18 protein-coding genes are annotated in these 14,469 nt (G+C 67.9%); 14 read left to right on the forward strand and 4 right to left on the reverse strand.

All coding sequences use genetic code 11. The features are described from left to right. Nucleotides 1–2: 2 nt before the first annotated feature. From AC5QPF_RS06550 to AC5QPF_RS06580, 7 genes are read left to right on the forward strand one after another with little or no spacing between them, the layout of a single operon-like run. Nucleotides 3–413 (forward strand): TIGR03750 family conjugal transfer protein, encoded by a 411-nt coding sequence (locus tag AC5QPF_RS06550; protein WP_494962508.1) that lies wholly within the window; start codon nt 3–5, stop codon nt 411–413. After that, the gene (locus tag AC5QPF_RS06555; protein WP_210568547.1) at nt 410–1,099 is read left to right on the forward strand and encodes a PFL_4703 family integrating conjugative element protein; all 690 of its coding nucleotides are present in this window, start codon (nt 410–412) and stop codon (nt 1,097–1,099) included. The genes AC5QPF_RS06550 and AC5QPF_RS06555 overlap by 4 nt, the downstream gene beginning before the upstream one ends. Then, nucleotides 1,096–1,983: a TIGR03749 family integrating conjugative element protein gene (locus AC5QPF_RS06560; RefSeq protein WP_494962509.1), complete on the forward strand. Its 888-nt coding sequence runs from the start codon at nt 1,096–1,098 to the stop codon at nt 1,981–1,983. The genes AC5QPF_RS06555 and AC5QPF_RS06560 overlap by 4 nt, the downstream gene beginning before the upstream one ends. Next, on the forward strand, nt 1,973–3,394 hold the full coding sequence (locus AC5QPF_RS06565) for a TIGR03752 family integrating conjugative element protein (protein ID WP_494962510.1): 1,422 nt from the start codon (nt 1,973–1,975) through the stop codon (nt 3,392–3,394). Before AC5QPF_RS06560 ends, AC5QPF_RS06565 begins: the two co-directional genes overlap by 11 nt. Beyond that, complete coding sequence (locus tag AC5QPF_RS06570) at nt 3,375–3,806, forward strand: TIGR03751 family conjugal transfer lipoprotein (protein ID WP_025513280.1); 432 nt, start codon at nt 3,375–3,377, stop codon at nt 3,804–3,806. Before AC5QPF_RS06565 ends, AC5QPF_RS06570 begins: the two co-directional genes overlap by 20 nt. Next, the gene (locus AC5QPF_RS06575; protein ID WP_494962511.1) at nt 3,806–6,685 is read left to right on the forward strand and encodes a conjugative transfer ATPase; all 2,880 of its coding nucleotides are present in this window, start codon (nt 3,806–3,808) and stop codon (nt 6,683–6,685) included. The genes AC5QPF_RS06570 and AC5QPF_RS06575 overlap by 1 nt, the downstream gene beginning before the upstream one ends. Nucleotides 6,686–6,697: 12 nt before the next feature. Then, complete coding sequence (locus AC5QPF_RS06580; RefSeq protein WP_494962512.1) at nt 6,698–7,474, forward strand: thioredoxin domain-containing protein; 777 nt, start codon at nt 6,698–6,700, stop codon at nt 7,472–7,474. Between the two features lie 39 nt (nt 7,475–7,513). Here AC5QPF_RS06580 and AC5QPF_RS06585 read toward each other — a convergent pair whose 3' ends face one another. The 4 genes from AC5QPF_RS06585 to AC5QPF_RS06600 all read right to left on the reverse strand — a co-directional run bounded on the left by AC5QPF_RS06585 (nt 7,514) and on the right by AC5QPF_RS06600 (nt 9,877). Continuing rightward, nucleotides 7,514–7,930: a nuclear transport factor 2 family protein gene (locus AC5QPF_RS06585; protein WP_494962513.1), complete on the reverse strand. Its 417-nt coding sequence runs from the start codon at nt 7,928–7,930 to the stop codon at nt 7,514–7,516. Nucleotides 7,931–7,961: 31 nt separating this feature from the next. Next, entirely contained in the window at nt 7,962–8,555 is a 594-nt protein-coding gene (locus tag AC5QPF_RS06590) for a biotin transporter BioY (protein ID WP_114861715.1), read from the reverse strand. 64 nt (nt 8,556–8,619) lie between these two features. Then, a complete protein-coding gene (locus AC5QPF_RS06595) occupies nt 8,620–9,078 on the reverse strand; it encodes a PaaI family thioesterase (protein WP_279870433.1) in 459 nt (152 codons plus the stop codon). 4 nt (nt 9,079–9,082) lie between these two features. Next, a complete protein-coding gene (locus AC5QPF_RS06600; protein ID WP_279870432.1) occupies nt 9,083–9,877 on the reverse strand; it encodes an enoyl-CoA hydratase/isomerase family protein in 795 nt (264 codons plus the stop codon). Nucleotides 9,878–10,077: 200 nt separating this feature from the next. Here AC5QPF_RS06600 and AC5QPF_RS06605 point away from each other — a divergent pair, with 200 nt between their 5' ends. From AC5QPF_RS06605 to AC5QPF_RS06635, 7 genes are all read left to right on the forward strand, one after another. Continuing rightward, entirely contained in the window at nt 10,078–10,389 is a 312-nt protein-coding gene (locus tag AC5QPF_RS06605; RefSeq protein ID WP_279870431.1) for a cupin domain-containing protein, read from the forward strand. 143 nt (nt 10,390–10,532) lie between these two features. Next, complete coding sequence (locus AC5QPF_RS06610; RefSeq protein ID WP_320524247.1) at nt 10,533–11,126, forward strand: LysE family translocator; 594 nt, start codon at nt 10,533–10,535, stop codon at nt 11,124–11,126. Nucleotides 11,127–11,130: 4 nt separating this feature from the next. Continuing rightward, on the forward strand, nt 11,131–11,523 hold the full coding sequence (locus AC5QPF_RS06615; protein WP_279870828.1) for a nuclear transport factor 2 family protein: 393 nt from the start codon (nt 11,131–11,133) through the stop codon (nt 11,521–11,523). Next, a complete protein-coding gene (locus AC5QPF_RS06620) occupies nt 11,520–11,921 on the forward strand; it encodes a cupin domain-containing protein (protein ID WP_279870829.1) in 402 nt (133 codons plus the stop codon). The genes AC5QPF_RS06615 and AC5QPF_RS06620 overlap by 4 nt, the downstream gene beginning before the upstream one ends. Beyond that, the gene (locus AC5QPF_RS06625) at nt 11,918–12,217 is read left to right on the forward strand and encodes a DUF1330 domain-containing protein (RefSeq protein ID WP_024889585.1); all 300 of its coding nucleotides are present in this window, start codon (nt 11,918–11,920) and stop codon (nt 12,215–12,217) included. Before AC5QPF_RS06620 ends, AC5QPF_RS06625 begins: the two co-directional genes overlap by 4 nt. Continuing rightward, entirely contained in the window at nt 12,210–13,172 is a 963-nt protein-coding gene (locus AC5QPF_RS06630) for an alpha/beta fold hydrolase (protein WP_494962514.1), read from the forward strand. The genes AC5QPF_RS06625 and AC5QPF_RS06630 overlap by 8 nt, the downstream gene beginning before the upstream one ends. Then, entirely contained in the window at nt 13,169–14,413 is a 1,245-nt protein-coding gene (locus AC5QPF_RS06635; RefSeq protein WP_494962515.1) for an MFS transporter, read from the forward strand. The genes AC5QPF_RS06630 and AC5QPF_RS06635 overlap by 4 nt, the downstream gene beginning before the upstream one ends. Nucleotides 14,414–14,469 lie beyond the last annotated feature (56 nt).

The raw sequence follows: 14,469 nt of genomic DNA on the forward strand, positions 1-14,469 counted from the left end.
CGATGGCTGCCTTGAACGATATCGCGCGTGACGGGCTGGTCACCTTCCTGCCGCACAGGCTGAACCGCCAGCCCGTGGTGGTGAGGGGCCTGACCGCCGACGAACTCTGGATCTGCGCCGGCCTGTCCGCGGCGGTGGGGTTCGTCGCCGGCGTGCCGCTGGCCTGGGCCACGCACAGCGTCGCCATGGTACCGACCCTGATCGTGGCCGGCGTGGCGGCTGGCGTGTTCGGTGGTGGCGGCTTCCTGCGCCGGCAGAAGCGCGGCCGCCCGGACACCTGGCTGTACCGGCAACTGCAGTGGCGCCTGGCGCTGCGCCATCCGCTGGCAGCGTCCTGGCTCGGTGGGCACCGTCTCATCACGCGTTCGGGGTACTGGACCACCCGGCGCTCACGCGGAGCAGCCGCCTCATGAGCCGTTTCAGGAACGAAGTCCATCATTTGCAGGCCCATGTGCGCACGCTGCGCCTGGGCGCCGGTGCGTTGTTCGTGGTGGCGCTGCTGCTCGGTTTTGGCTGGTGGAGTGCGCCGAGGCAACTGACGATCCACGTGCCCCCCGATCTGCGCTCGGGCAGCACCCGCGCCTGGTGGGACGTGCCGCCCGAGAATGTCTATGCATTCGCTTTCTACGTTTGGCAGCAGGTCCAGCGCTGGCCGACGGATGGCGAACAGGACTACCCGCGCAACCTCCACGCGCTGTCGGCGTATTTCACACCGGCCTGCCAGGCCTTCCTGCGCCAGGACTACGAGCACCGGCGCAGCAGTGGCGAACTGCGCCAGCGGGTGCGCGGCATCTACGAGATTCCGGGGCGCGGCTTTGGCGACAACCCCACGATGCGGGTAAAGACGGTTTCCAGCCGCGACTGGATCGTCACACTCGATGTCAGCGCGGACGAGTACTACGGCGCCGAGCAGGTCAAGCGGGCCTTGGTGCGCTATCCGCTGAAAGTGGTGCGGCTGGACGTCGATCCCCAGCACAACCCCTTCGGCCTTGCGCTGGACTGCTATGACGGCGCGCCGCAGCGCATCGAGGCACCGTCGCCGGCAGTGCCTCCGTCTGGCACGCCCGGCGGCGACCCTTCGCAGGGAGGCAATCCATGAAACACCACGTCTTCACCATCGCGGCGAGCCTGGCCCTTGGCTTCGGCCTGGTGCCGGACAGCCATGCCATCGAGATCCTGCGCTGGCAGCGGCTGCCGCTGGCCGTCCCGCTGGTCGTCGGCCAGGAGCGCGTGATGTTCATCGACCGCAACGTGCGTGTCGGCCTGCCCCCGAGCCTGGGCGAGCGGCTGCGCGTGCAGAGCGCGGGTGGAGCCATCTACCTGCGCGCCAGCGAGGCCATCGCGCCGACGCGGCTGCAACTGCAGGACGTGGAATCCGGCGCCATCGTGCTGGTCGACATCGCAGCCACGGACGCGCGGGAAGGCGAGCAGCCGCTGGAGCCTGTACGCATCGTCCTGCAGGACGCCGCCGCGGAGGCCAGCGGTGACACTGCCGCCGGTCCAACCCAAGCAGCGCAACCCGCGGGGAGTCGGCAAACGCCGATAACCGTTGTCCTGACGCGCTACGCGGCGCAGAACCTTTACGCACCGCTGCGCACCGTCGAGCCCGTGACCGGCATCGGGCGCGTGCCGCTGCGGCGCCCGCTCGCGCTGGACACACTGCTGCCAACGCTGCCGCTGAAGGCGCGGGCGCTGGCGGCCTGGCGACTCGAAGACCAGTGGGTCACCGCCGTGCGCCTGACCAACACCTCACCTCACCGTATCGATCTCGATCCAAGGGTGCTGCAAGGTGACTTCGTGGCCGCGACCTTCCAGCATCCCGACCTGGGGCCGGCGGGCGCTTCGACCGACACCACAGTGGTCTATCTGGTCACGCGCGGCCGTGGCCTGGCCGAGTCGCTGATGCCGGTGCTCAGCCCCATCGATGCCGGCACGAACTTGCCGCCGGCCGCCGCTGCGGGGAGGACGTCCGATGAGGAGTAATCCCCTGTTGAAGTGGCTGCTGATTCCGATGGCATTGTTGCTGGTGTTCGTCGGTGCCAGGTTGTTCTCGGGCAGTGACGCTGCGCCTGGCAAGCAGGATGTCCCGGGACAGCTCACTCCCGAAGAAATGAAGGCGCTCGGCATCGCGGGCGACACCCCGCGCGATACCGTCGCCACCCTGGTCGCGCAGGTCAAGCAGCTCCGCACCGAGCTGCAGACCGCGCTGAGCGACAACCGCCAGCACAAGGCGGAGAACGAGCGCCTGCGTACCCGCGAGGGTGCGATCGACCAGCGCATCCAGAACGCCCTCGACAGCGAACGCCGCCGCCTGGAACAGGAGCGAACCCAGGCCGCCAGCGACCGGCAGCAGACGCAAGGGCTGATGCAGGACTTGCAGCGCCGCCTGGACGGACTGTCCGGCAAGGGCGATGCCGCCGACCTGCCGATCGGCCTTGGACTGGACGGGCATGACGGCGGGCCGCTCAAGGATGGTGGCATGCGCTGGATCGAACCGGATGACGCCCGGCCCGATCCTAAGGGCGGTTCGGCCGGCGGCCAGCGCTTGCCGGGATTTCCCTCCAGCTTCGGCCCAGCCTCGCCGGGGCTGACGGCCGCGACGGAGGCCGTCAGCGACAGGCCGGCGCAGACCGTTGCCGGCACCACCCAGGCGGTCTATACGGTGCCCACCAACGCCACGCTGATGGGCTCGGTCGCCATGACCGCGCTGATCGGGCGCATTCCCATCGACGGCACCGTCAACGACCCGTTTCCCTTCAAGGTGCTGATCGGGGCCGACAACCTAGCAGCCAACGGCATCGAGATTCCCGACGTGGCCGGTGCGGTGGTCAGCGGCACGGCCTCGGGCGACTGGACGCTCTCGTGCGTGCGTGGGCAGGTCCGCTCCATCACCTTCGTGTTCAGCGACGGCACCATCCGCACGGTGCCGGAAGACGACGGCAAGCGCAGTCGAAGCCAGAACAGCACCAGTCTGCTGGATGGCCTGGGCTGGATCAGCGATCCCTACGGCATCCCGTGCGTCTCGGGCGAGCGCCGCAGCAATGCCCAGCAGTACCTGGGATCGCAGGCGTTGATCACCGCGGCCGGCGCAGGCGCCGCCTCGCTCATCAAGTCCGACAACGGCAGCGTGGCCGTGGTCGCCAACAACAGCGGTTCGCTGGGCACGGTCGGCATTTCGGGCAACGAGGCCATGGGCCGCATCCTGGCCGGTGGCGTGCGCGACATGGCCGACTGGGTCAACAAGCTCTACGGCCAGGCCTTCGCGGCGGTCTACGTGCAGCCCGGCGCCAGGGTGGCCGTGCACCTGGAGCAGCCGATCGCCATCGACCACGACGCCAAGGGGCGCCGGGTGAATCACCTCATGGGAGAAGCACATGCGTCGGACCTGGATTGACCGCCCCCTTGTCCTGCTCGCCGCCGCCGTTCTCGCAGGTTGTGCCACCAGCTCGGAAAAGCTGCTGCCCCGGGGCGAGCACACCATGCTGGACATCTGGCAGCACGAGACTGGCGGCTACAGCGGCGGCCAGGCCGGCCGCCTGCTGCTCGACGCACGCCAGGACCTGCGCCGTCCGCTGACCGACGCTGACACCCTCGCGGCGTCCGCCCGGAACGCGGCCTACACCCGCACGGCAGCGAACGAGATCCAGCGCCAGTTCCATCGACTGCCGAACCCCGATCTGGTGATGTACGTCTTTCCGCACCTGGCCGGCACCGACCCAGTACCGGTGCCCGGCTACAGCACCGTCTTCCCGCTCTACCAGCGCGTGCAGTACGCGATGCCCGGCGAGCGGCTGGAGGACTACTGATGGGCTGGCGACTGCCGTGGCCGCGTCGTCCGGCCCCCAGGCCAGTCCAGGCCGACATCGAGCCGGACGCCTGGACGCGGCATGTCGACCGCCTCGCTGCGCACGGCATCGACGCACCTGGCGCCGCCCTTGGGTCGAATCATCGGCGACCCGCGACGCGGGCCGACCACGCGGCGCTCTATGACGTGGCGCCGTCTTTCGCCGACCTGCTGCCCTGGGTCGAGTACCTGCCGGCCACGAAGAGCATGCTGCTCGAAGATGGCCAATCGGTGGCGGCGTTCTTCGAGTTGCAGCCGATCGCTACCGAAGGGCGCGAGACCGCCTGGCTGTGGCAGGCCCGCGATGCCTTGGAGAATGCGCTGCAGGACTCCTTCGACGAACTGGACGAGAACCCGTGGGTGGTGCAGCTCTACGCGCAGAACGAAGCCGATTGGGACCACTACCTGCGCACGCTGGGGGCGTACCTGCATCCACGCGCGCAGGGCAGCGCGTTCAGCGAGTTCTATCTGCGCTTCTTCGGGCACCACCTGCGCGCGATCGCGAAGCCGGGCGGCCTGTTCGAGGACACCACGGTCACACGCCTGCCGTGGCGCGGCCAGACCCGGCGCGTGCGCATGGTGGTTTATCGGCGCACCCCGGACGCCGCATCGGCCCGGCGGGGGCAATCGCCCGAGCAGGCCCTGGCGACGATTTGCGACCGCCTGGTCGGCGGCCTGTCGAATGCCGGCGTCAAGGCCCGGCGCCTTGGCGCGGCGGACATTCACGACTGGCTGCTGCGCTGGTTCAACCCGAATCCCGGCGCGCTGGGCAGCACGGCCGAAGACCGGGAACGCTTCTACGCGCTCGCCCGCTACCCGGAGGAACGGGAAGAAGGTGAGATCGAACTGGCCAGCGGCGACTTCGCACAACGCCTGTTCTTCGGTCAGCCGCGCTCGGATGTCGCCCGCGGCCTGTGGTTCTTCGACGGCATGCCGCACCGGGCTGTCGTCATGGACCGCCTGCGCTCGCCGCCCGCGACCGGACACGTGACCGGCGAGACGCGCAAGGGCGGCGATGCGATGAACGCGCTGTTCGACCAGATGCCTGAGGACACGGTGATGTGCCTGACTCTGGTCGCCACGCCGCAGGATGTGCTGGAGGCGCACCTCAACCACCTGGCCCGCAAGGCGGTCGGCGAGACGCTCGCCAGCGAACAGGCGCGCCAGGACGTGCAGCAGGCCCGCGGCCTCATCGGCAGCGCGCACAAGCTGTACCGGGGCACGCTGGCGTTCTACCTGCGCGGCCGCGACATGGCGCAGCTCGACGCCCGCGGCCTGCAACTGGTCAATGTCATGCTCAATGCGGGCTTGCAACCGGTGCGCGAAGAGGACGAGGTGGCCCCGCTCAACACCTACCTGCGCTGGCTGCCCTGTCTGTTCGACCCGGCGGCGGACAAGCGGCAGTGGTACACGCAACTGATGTTCGCGCAGCACGCGGCCAATCTGGCGCCGGTGTGGGGGCGCAGCCAGGGCACCGGCCATCCGGGCATTACCTTCTTCAACCGGGGCGGCGGCACGATCTCCTTCGATCCACTGAACCGGCTCGACCGGCAGATGAACGCCCACCTGTTCCTCTTCGGCCCCACCGGCTCCGGCAAGAGCGCCACGCTGAACAACATCCTCAACCAGGTCACGGCGATCTACCGGCCCAGGTTGTTCATCGTCGAGGCCGGCAACAGCTTTGGCCTGTTCGGTGACTTCGCCGCTCGGCTGGGCCTGAGCGTGCATCGCGTGAAGCTGGCACCCGGCGCGGGCGTGAGCCTGGCGCCATTCGCCGATGCCTGGCGCCTGGTTGATACACCGGGCCAGGTGCAGACGCTGGATGCCGACGCCCTGGACGAGGACGGCGACACCCATCCGGCCGACGACGGGGATGACCAGCGCGACGTGCTCGGCGAACTCGAAATCACCGCCCGGCTGATGATCACCGGCGGCGAGGACAAGGAGGAAGCGCGCATGACGCGCGCCGACCGCAGCCTGATTCGCCAGTGCATCCTGGACGCCGCCCAGCGCTGCGTGGCACAGGCGCGCGCGGTGCTGACCCGCGACGTGCGCGACGCGCTGCGCGAACGCGCCCGCGACGCCAACCTGCCGGATGCCCGGCGCGCGCGGCTGCTGGAGATGGCCGATGCGATGGACATGCTCTGCCAGGGCGCAGACGGCGAGATGTTCGACCGTCCGGGCACGCCCTGGCCCGAGGCGGACATCACCATCGTGGATCTGGCCACCTTCGCGCGCGAGGGCTACAACGCGCAGCTCTCCATTGCCTACATCTCGCTGATCAACACGGTGAACAACATCGCCGAGCGCGACCAGTTCCTGGGCCGGCCGATCATCAACGTCACCGACGAAGGCCACATCATCACCAAGAACCCGCTGCTCGCGCCCTACGTGGTCAAGATCACCAAGATGTGGCGCAAGCTCGGTGCGTGGTACTGGCTGGCGACGCAGAACATCGACGACCTGCCCAAGGCCGCCGAGCCCATGCTCAACATGATCGAGTGGTGGATCTGCCTGTCGATGCCGCCCGACGAGGTGGAGAAGATCGCCCGGTTCCGCGAACTTTCACCCGCACAGAAGGCGCTGATGCTGTCCGCGCGCAAGGAGGCGGGCAAGTTCAGCGAGGGCGTCATCCTGTCCAAGTCGATGGAAGTGCTGTTCCGCGCCGTGCCGCCCAGCCTCTATCTGGCCCTTGCGCAGACCGAACCGGAAGAGAAGGCCGAACGCTACCAGCTCATGCGCCAGTACGGCATCGGCGAACTGGATGCCGCCTTCAAGGTGGCCGAAAAGATCGACCAGGCGCGTGGCATCGCATCGCCGCCGCTGTCCCTGCCGAAATGACCGGAGCGCGTCATGTCCTCGAAGCAAACCACCTTGCCGAGCCGATCCCAGGCTATTCGCAAGCGCGCTGGGCGCCTGCCACGGCTGCCCTGGGTGGTCGCCGGCATCCTTGTAGCCGGCCTGCTGGGCTGGCTCCTGTACCGCACGCCCGGTGCGCCGGCACCACGCGCGGGGCCTGAGGCCGCGCAGGCGCATCCGGCCGGCCCACCCTGGCGTCACGGCCCAGCCGATGCGCGCTTCACGCTGACGCTGTACGCCGACCTGGAGTGTCCGTTTTGCAAGGCTTACTACCCGACCCTGATGGCCTGGATCGATGCCCATCCCGAAGCCAGCCTGCGGTGGCATCACCTGCCGCTGGCGATGCACGATCCCGAGGCGAGTCGGCTGGCCCGCGTGGCCGAGTGCGCAGGCGAAGCGCAAGGCCACGAGGCCTTCTTCGGTGCCATCGCCTGGCTCTACCAAAACACCCGGGGCGATGGCCAGGGGCTGCCCACCGATCAGGCCTGGCCAGGTCTGACGACCGCCATGCGGGCCTGCCTGGACAGCGATCGCCCCGCAGCCATCGTTCGCGCGCAGGCCGACGAGGCTGTGCGTAGCGGCATCAACGCCACGCCCACCGTGCGGCTTGACGACGGCCTGACGGGGAAATCGCTGCTGCTGCACGGTCCGGTCGAGGGCGATGCGCTGCTGTCGGCTCTGGACTTGGTCGCGTCGGAAGAAACTGTTGGACCCAAGGCATCCGAATCACCGAAAAGCGATGCCACTCTGACCGAGAGTCGAGCGAGATAGCATGATTGTCAAGGCGGCAACACTTCCCGCCCTGCCGGTTCATTCGCTGTTCTGCGGCTCGATAGCTGCGGCAATTCTTGCCAGTAGCTCGGAGCGGTCGAAATAGACCTCGTTGCGGCGAATCTTTCCTTGACCGTCCAGTTGCACCAGGCACACGCCAACCACGGTCAACACCTCACCGCCGACCGGGATTTCCGCGCGCCATTTGTTGAGGAAGCCATCCTCCATGGGGATGCCCTCGACCTGCGTCCAGACCCACGCCGGATTGCGCGCCAAAAGGCGCTCGAAATAGCCCAGCAACGCGGGCTTTCCCCGCAGCCCTTGGGGTACGGCAGGGTCGAGATAGAAGGCATCCTCGGAATAGAAGGCAGCCAGCCGCTGGGGATCGTTGCCGGTCCAGGCAGGCAGCCACGCCTGCGCAAAGCGCCGCGCTTGCCCCACATCGAGGGCGTTCATCGTGATGTATCGGGCCGGCCCGAGACGCGCGTCATCGGTGCGCCGCCTTGCGGGTACCGCTGTCGATGGCCTTGAGCAGCGCTGCACCAAGCACCGACTTGAGCACGCCGCCGATGACGAAGGGGGCCACGCCCACGGCGATGGCTTTCTGCACGCCAACCATCGCGGCCAGCCAGGCGCCGCCGAGCAGCAGGCACAGGGCATTGCCGATCAGCATCGCCGCGAAGGCCAGCACGACGCGCTCGCCTTGCCAGCCGCGTTCGACCAGCCAGCCGGTCAGCGCGCCGGCCACGGGAAAGGCCAGCAGGTAGCCACCCGTCGGTCCCAGGAAGCGCGCCAGACCTCCCGTGCCGCCGGCGAACACCGGCAAGCCGAGCGCGCCCTGGGCCAGCCAGACGAGGATCGTCAGGCCACCCAGGCGCCAGCCGTACAGTGCGCCGACCAGCGTAACGGCCAGCGTCTGCATGGTCATTGGCACCGGCACCATGGGCACGCTGACGTGGGACGACGCGGTGAGCACGAGGGTGCCGAACAGCACCGCCAGCACCTTGGTCGCGTTGGACTGTCCACGCAGCCAGCGGGTTGTGTCGAGGGGCCCGAGGGTTTGGGTCGAGGTTGGGGTCATGGGTTCTCCTTCATGAATGGCGGAACTGGCCGCCGAGCGCATCCTTGCGCGGACACCGGAAACGTCATCGATCCTGCTTGCCCTGCAGGCAGATCAGGGTCTGCTGGCCGAGCGCCACCTGGGCTCGTCCCTGTTCGGTGACGCCGAAGACTTCGAGCTGGCAGATGGTCAGGGTGCGTCCGGAGCGCACCACCGTACCGACCGCTTCAAGGTAGTCGCCCTGCGCGGGGGCGAGCAGGTTGATCTTGAACTCGACGGTCAGCACGGAGCTGTCCGGTGGAAACAGCGTGAAGCCCGCGTAGCCGCCGGCCGAGTCGGCGATGGCGCTGGTGCCCCCGGCATGGAAGTAGCCATGCTGCTGGGTGAGGGTTTCGCGGAACGGTAACCGGATGCTAACCCGTCCGCGCGCAACCTCGTGCAGTTCGGCGCCCAGGTGGTGCATCAGGCCCTGGCGGGCGAAGCTGTCGCGGACGATTCGCTCGACCTGGGGATCGAGCGGCAAGGAGGGAGCGGTTTGGTTCATGGCTCTAAGGTTCCTTTGCAGTGGAGAGGGGGTTGAATAGAGGTGGCCGCTTCTCCAGGAATGCCCGCATGCCTTCCTCTCGATCGGACAGCGAAAGGGTGCGGTGGAAGGCGGCCCGCTCGCGGCGCAGTCCTTCGTCCATGGGCAGGCTGGCGCTGGCACGCGCGGCCTGCTTGATCAGGACCAGCACCTCGCCCGACAGCGACGCCATGTCGGCGGCGAGCCGGCGGCCCTCTTCGAGCAGGTGATCGGGGGGCACGATGCGCGAGACCAGCCCGCTGCGTTCGGCCTCGCGGGCGTCCATGCGACGCCCGGTCAGCAGCAGGTCCAGCGCCTTGGCCATGCCGAGCAGGCGCGGCAGGCGCTGCGTGCCGCCCGCGCCGGGCATGGTGCCGACGCGAACCTCCGGGTGGCCGAACACGGCGTTCTCGGCCGCCAGCACGATATCGCACATCTCGACCAGTTCGCAGCCGCCGCCGAGCGCGAAGCCCTGCACCAGCGCCACCACGGGCTTGGGGAACGTGCCCAGCGGCGCGCAGCAACCGGCGAAGTCAGTAGCCCGCGCCTGCTCCGCGCTGATGCCCAGCATTTCCTTGAGATCGGCACCGGCCGCAAAGTGTTCGCCTTCGGCGCGCAGCAGGACCACCCGCACGGCGGCGTCGGCCGCCAGCCTGTCGAGGTGCGCGGCCATCGCATCGGTCAGTGAGCGGCACAGGGCGTTGCGGGCTGCCGGCCGGTCGATGACCAACTCGGCATAGCCGTCTGGGTGCGACGCGCATCGAATGAAATCGGAAGACATGGGTTCTCCTGCGAGGAACCGCCCGAAGTGCCGGGCCGTCATCGATTCGGCAGCGCCGGGCAGTACCCGAGAAGTCTGCTGCGCGATGACGCTTGCGGCCAAACGCGAATATCTCAGGTGGGACTGAAAATTTCTCGCTGGAGCAGTCGCCGACATCTTTGAAGAATGCCGGCCAACACATCGACAACGGAGGCGATTCCATGAAGGTTGTCCGTGGCCGGGAGGTCACCACCAGCAGACCCTGGGGTGCTGTCTCCATTGCCGAACTGTCCGGCCTATCCGTGAAGATTCACTGGACCGACCAGGCCTATCGCTGGCACATCAACGACGGCGAGGAGGTTTTCGTGGTCCTGGACGGCACGGTGGACATGCACCATCGAGTCGATGGGCGGGAGCAGGTGATTGAGCTGGGCGTCGGCGATGTCTTCTTCGCGGAAACGGGATGCGAGCACCGCGCGGTTCCTCGTGGCGAGGCACGCCTCCTGGTCGTGGAAAGGGTGGGCAGTCCGTAGGTGGCGTCGGGCGCCCACAGAAATCTCAACGCCGGCTGAAAAAAACTCGCTGGAGCCAACGCCTTGCCCGTCCCAGAATCGATTCGCGAACGGGCCTCGTCTTTCCCTCAACGCTCAGGTACTCCCCGTCCCAGCGAATTCCCATGGAACACACTGCCTTCGTGGCGCTGATCGTCTACGCCTTCGTCATGTCGATCACGCCCGGTCCCAACAACGTGATGCTGATGTCCTCGGGCCTGCTCTTCGGCCTGGGCCGAACCTGGCCGCACCTGCTGGGCATCCCCGCGGGCGTGATGGTGCAGCTCGGGATCACCGGCGCCGGCCTCGGTGCGGTGTTTGCCCTCGAACCTCGCCTGCAGGTCGCATTGAAGGTCGTGGGCAGCCTCTACCTGCTCTGGCTGGCCGCGCGCCTGTGGCGCGCGGCCGAACTGGAGGAGACCGAAGCCGGCCGGCCCATCGGCTTCATGCAGGCGTTGGCCTTCCAGTTCGTCAATCCGAAGGCCTGGCTGATCTCGGTGACGGTGGTGTCCACCTTCCTGCCGCCGGGCGAAGGCTACGCGCTGCGCCTGCTGGTGGTCAGCCTGGTGTTCGCCGCCATCGGACTGCCCTGCATGCTGGTCTGGGCCGCCTTCGGCGCTGGCCTGCGGCCCTGGCTGCGCGACCGCGCCGTTGCTCGCGCGATCAACCGTGCAATGGCGGCCCTGGCCGCCCTGACCGTTCTTCTCTTCTGGATCTGATGCCATGACGACACTCTCCCATGATCAACTCCGGGCCCATGCGCTGGCCTGGATCGACGACTGGAACCGGCGCGACGTGCCGGCGGTGCTGGCGGCCTATGCCGACGATGCACTGTTCGTGAGCGCGCTGGCGCAGCCCTATACCGGTGGCACGCGGGTACAGGGCAAGGACGCGCTGCGCCGCTACTGGCTGGCCGCGCTCGCCGACAGGCCGGACCTGCGGTTCGAACTCATCTCGGCCATCTGCGATGTCGAGGCGCAGACCGTCGTCGTCCATTACGTGGCGCAGGCCGACGGCAAGCGCACGCGCATGTGCGAGATCATGCGCTTCGAGAGCGGGCGGCAGGTCCATGGCGAGGCCCTGCACGGCGTCCCTGCCGAGGAGGGCACGCCATGACGGCACTGCTGCGCGCCGTCCAGACCGACGACGGCAACCGCTATGACTGGGGCGGGGTCTGCCTGGGCTGGCGACTGCTGGAACTGCAACACATGCAGGTGCGGCAGGAGTGGATGCCCGCAGGCGGCGCCGAAGCACCCCACTGGCACGCCAGGGCGCACCAGTTCTTCTACGTGCTCAGTGGCCACCTGCGCCTGAGCACGCCCGACCAGGACGTGCTGCTGGCAGCCCGTCAAGGCGTGCATGTCCCGGCCGGCACTCGCCACATCGCCGCCAATGGTGGCGACGAGGACGTGAATTTTCTGGTGTTCTCCAGCCCCAGCACGCAGGGCGACCGCATCGAATCGACCTCGGCCGCCGAACCGGATCGCCATCGCGACTCGGAGCCTGCATCATGACCGTTTTCGCCATTGCCCAACTCACCATCCACGACCGGACCGCCTACGACCGCTACCAGGCGCGCTTCATGGAGGTGTTCCGACACCACCGGGGACGTCTGCTGGCCGCGGACGAGCAGCCTCGCACCATCGAAGGCACCTGGCCGCACCAGAAGCTCGTGCTCATGTCCTTTCCCGACGAAGCCGCCTTCCATGACTGGGCGGAATCGGACGAGTACCAACGCATTGCCCAGGATCGCATGGCCGGCGCGCAGGCCGTGGTGCTGCTGGTCCAGGGTCTCGCTGTGAATGACTGAGCCCATCGACATTCGCGCCGCCGACGGCTATGCACTGGGTGGATTCGCCTGGCGCCGCCCCTGCGATCCACGACGCCCGCATCCGGTCGCGGTCATCAACGCTGCCACCTCGGTGCGCTGCCGGTACTACGGGCGCTTTGCCGACTGGCTCCACAGCCACGGATGGGACGTGGTGACCTACGACTACCGCGGCATCGGCGAATCGCGACACCGTGGGCTGCGTCGGCTGCAGGCCGACTGGATCGACTGGGGGCAGCACGATTTCGAGGGTGTGCTGCAGTACCTCGCCTGGCGATTCCCCAGCCAGCCGATCGACGTGGTCGGCCACTCCGCTGGGGGCTTCGTGATCGGGCTGGCCGCGTCCGCACACCGCGTGCGGCGCATCTTCACCATGGGGGCGCAGTACGCCTACTGGCGCGACTATGCGCCCGCCGCACGCCGCGCCATGTTCCTGCGCTGGCACGTGGCCATGCCGCTGCTGGCGCGGGTGCTTGGCTACGTGCCAGCCAAGCGCCTGGGATGGATGGAGGACACGCCCAAGGGCGTGGCACTGGACTGGGCACGCATGGGTCCCCGCTTCGAGGGCACGGTGCGCCGAGGTCGGGAGACACTGGAAGGCGAGCCCGAAGCCGAAATGCTGGCACGGCGCTTCGGCCAGGTGCGCGCACCGATCCTGGCGCTGGGCATCGAGGACGATCCGTTCGGCACGGTCCCGGCGCTGGACCGCCTGCTGGATTACTACACCGGCAGCGAGCGTCATCACCTGCGCTTGGCTCCCGCGGCCATCGAGCAGGCCGAAATCGGCCATTTCGCCTTCTTCCACGAGCGCTTCCGCGAGGCGCTGTGGCCCCTGGCGCTGGACTGGTTGCGTACCGGCGAGCCACCAACCCGCCCCCTCGGCGTACTGAAGCATCGACCTGCGGACGATCCGCAAGCAGCGGGAGCCACGACATGAACACGAACCCCGCCCCCTCGACAGCATCGGCAAACGAGCGCCGATCGCTCTGGATTCCGATCCTGGCCGGCGGACTGATCATGGGTTTGGCCCTCGGTGTACGGCACGTGCAAGGCTTGTTTCTGCTGCCGGTGACGATGGATCGCGGTTGGTCGCGCGAAATGTTCGGTTTCGCGATGGCGGTGCAGAACCTGACCTGGGGTCTCGCCCAACCCTTCACCGGGATGATTGCCGACCGCTACGGTTCGGCCAAGGTCATCGGGGGCGGGCTCGTGTTCTATGCGCTGGGGCTTTTCTTCATGGTTCAGGCGCACAGCCACGTGGCCTTTGTTCTGGGCGCTGGCGTGTGCGTCGGCATCGCGCTGTCGGGCACGGCATTCGGTGCAATCTACGGCGCGCTCAGCCGCCTCGTGCAGGCTGAGCGCCGCAGTTGGGCACTGGGGCTGGCCGGCGCCATCGGTGGCCTCGGGCAGTTCGCCATGGTCCCGGTTGCGCAGGCCTTGATCGGCGGTTGGGCCTGGACGGGTGCACTGCTGATTCTGTCAGTGGTCATGGCGTTGCTGCTGCCGCTGGCGTTCCCGATGCGCGACGCAAGCATCTCGAACGCGGTGGTCGGCACGGAGCTGTCGATGAAGGCGGCGATCGGTGAAGCCTTCCGCCACCGCGGCTTCTGGCTGCTGAACCTGGGCTTCCTGGCCTGTGGCTTCCAACTCGCCTTCATCGCCACGCACCTCCCAGCCTACCTGCTGGACCGGGGCCTGGCCGCCACCGATGCCGTCGCCGCGCTGGCGATCATTGCGCTGACCAATGTGGCCGGCACCTACCTGCTGGGGCTTTGGGGTGGCACGCTGCGCAGGAAGTACCTGCTTGCAGGCCTGTACCTGGCGCGCACGGTGGCGATGGCCCTGTTCGTCCTGCTGCCGCTCAGCACATGGGGCGTTTACCTGTTCGCTGCAGTGATGGGGTTCCTCTGGCTCGGAACGGTTCCGCTGACCAATGGCCTGGTGTCTCAGATCTTCGGCGTGCGCTACATCACCACATTGTTCGGTTTCGTCTTCTTCGGCCACCAGTTGGGATCATTCTTCGGTGTCTGGCTTGGTGGCCGCATGTTCGAGGCTACTGGGTCGTACCTGAGCATCTGGCTGCTGGCGATTGCGCTGGGCCTGCTGGCGACGGTTCTGCACTGGCCGATCGACGACAGGACCATCGTTCGCGCCGATCCACGGTTGGCGACTTCATGAGGCAAGGCCGCGAATGGTTGAAACGTTGGGCACCGCTGGCTGTGCTGCTGGCTGCG

Source organism: Pseudomonas sp. Con_6 (assembly GCF_059379395.1).

Coding starts and splice junctions, on each gene's coding strand:
- AC5QPF_RS06605 (WP_279870431.1), top strand. CDS start 10,078: ATGAAGGTTGTCCGTGGCCGGGAGGTCACCACCAGCAGACCCTGGGGT.
- AC5QPF_RS06610 (WP_320524247.1), top strand. CDS start 10,533: ATGGAACACACTGCCTTCGTGGCGCTGATCGTCTACGCCTTCGTCATG.
- AC5QPF_RS06625 (WP_024889585.1), top strand. CDS start 11,918: ATGACCGTTTTCGCCATTGCCCAACTCACCATCCACGACCGGACCGCC.
- AC5QPF_RS06560 (WP_494962509.1), top strand. CDS start 1,096: ATGAAACACCACGTCTTCACCATCGCGGCGAGCCTGGCCCTTGGCTTC.
- AC5QPF_RS06615 (WP_279870828.1), top strand. CDS start 11,131: ATGACGACACTCTCCCATGATCAACTCCGGGCCCATGCGCTGGCCTGG.
- AC5QPF_RS06590 (WP_114861715.1), bottom strand. CDS start 8,555: ATGACCCCAACCTCGACCCAAACCCTCGGGCCCCTCGACACAACCCGC.
- AC5QPF_RS06555 (WP_210568547.1), top strand. CDS start 410: ATGAGCCGTTTCAGGAACGAAGTCCATCATTTGCAGGCCCATGTGCGC.
- AC5QPF_RS06565 (WP_494962510.1), top strand. CDS start 1,973: ATGAGGAGTAATCCCCTGTTGAAGTGGCTGCTGATTCCGATGGCATTG.
- AC5QPF_RS06635 (WP_494962515.1), top strand. CDS start 13,169: ATGAACACGAACCCCGCCCCCTCGACAGCATCGGCAAACGAGCGCCGA.
- AC5QPF_RS06580 (WP_494962512.1), top strand. CDS start 6,698: ATGTCCTCGAAGCAAACCACCTTGCCGAGCCGATCCCAGGCTATTCGC.
- AC5QPF_RS06550 (WP_494962508.1), top strand. CDS start 3: ATGGCTGCCTTGAACGATATCGCGCGTGACGGGCTGGTCACCTTCCTG.
- AC5QPF_RS06620 (WP_279870829.1), top strand. CDS start 11,520: ATGACGGCACTGCTGCGCGCCGTCCAGACCGACGACGGCAACCGCTAT.
- AC5QPF_RS06630 (WP_494962514.1), top strand. CDS start 12,210: ATGACTGAGCCCATCGACATTCGCGCCGCCGACGGCTATGCACTGGGT.
- AC5QPF_RS06570 (WP_025513280.1), top strand. CDS start 3,375: ATGCGTCGGACCTGGATTGACCGCCCCCTTGTCCTGCTCGCCGCCGCC.
- AC5QPF_RS06575 (WP_494962511.1), top strand. CDS start 3,806: ATGGGCTGGCGACTGCCGTGGCCGCGTCGTCCGGCCCCCAGGCCAGTC.
- AC5QPF_RS06595 (WP_279870433.1), bottom strand. CDS start 9,078: ATGAACCAAACCGCTCCCTCCTTGCCGCTCGATCCCCAGGTCGAGCGA.
- AC5QPF_RS06600 (WP_279870432.1), bottom strand. CDS start 9,877: ATGTCTTCCGATTTCATTCGATGCGCGTCGCACCCAGACGGCTATGCC.
- AC5QPF_RS06585 (WP_494962513.1), bottom strand. CDS start 7,930: ATGAACGCCCTCGATGTGGGGCAAGCGCGGCGCTTTGCGCAGGCGTGG.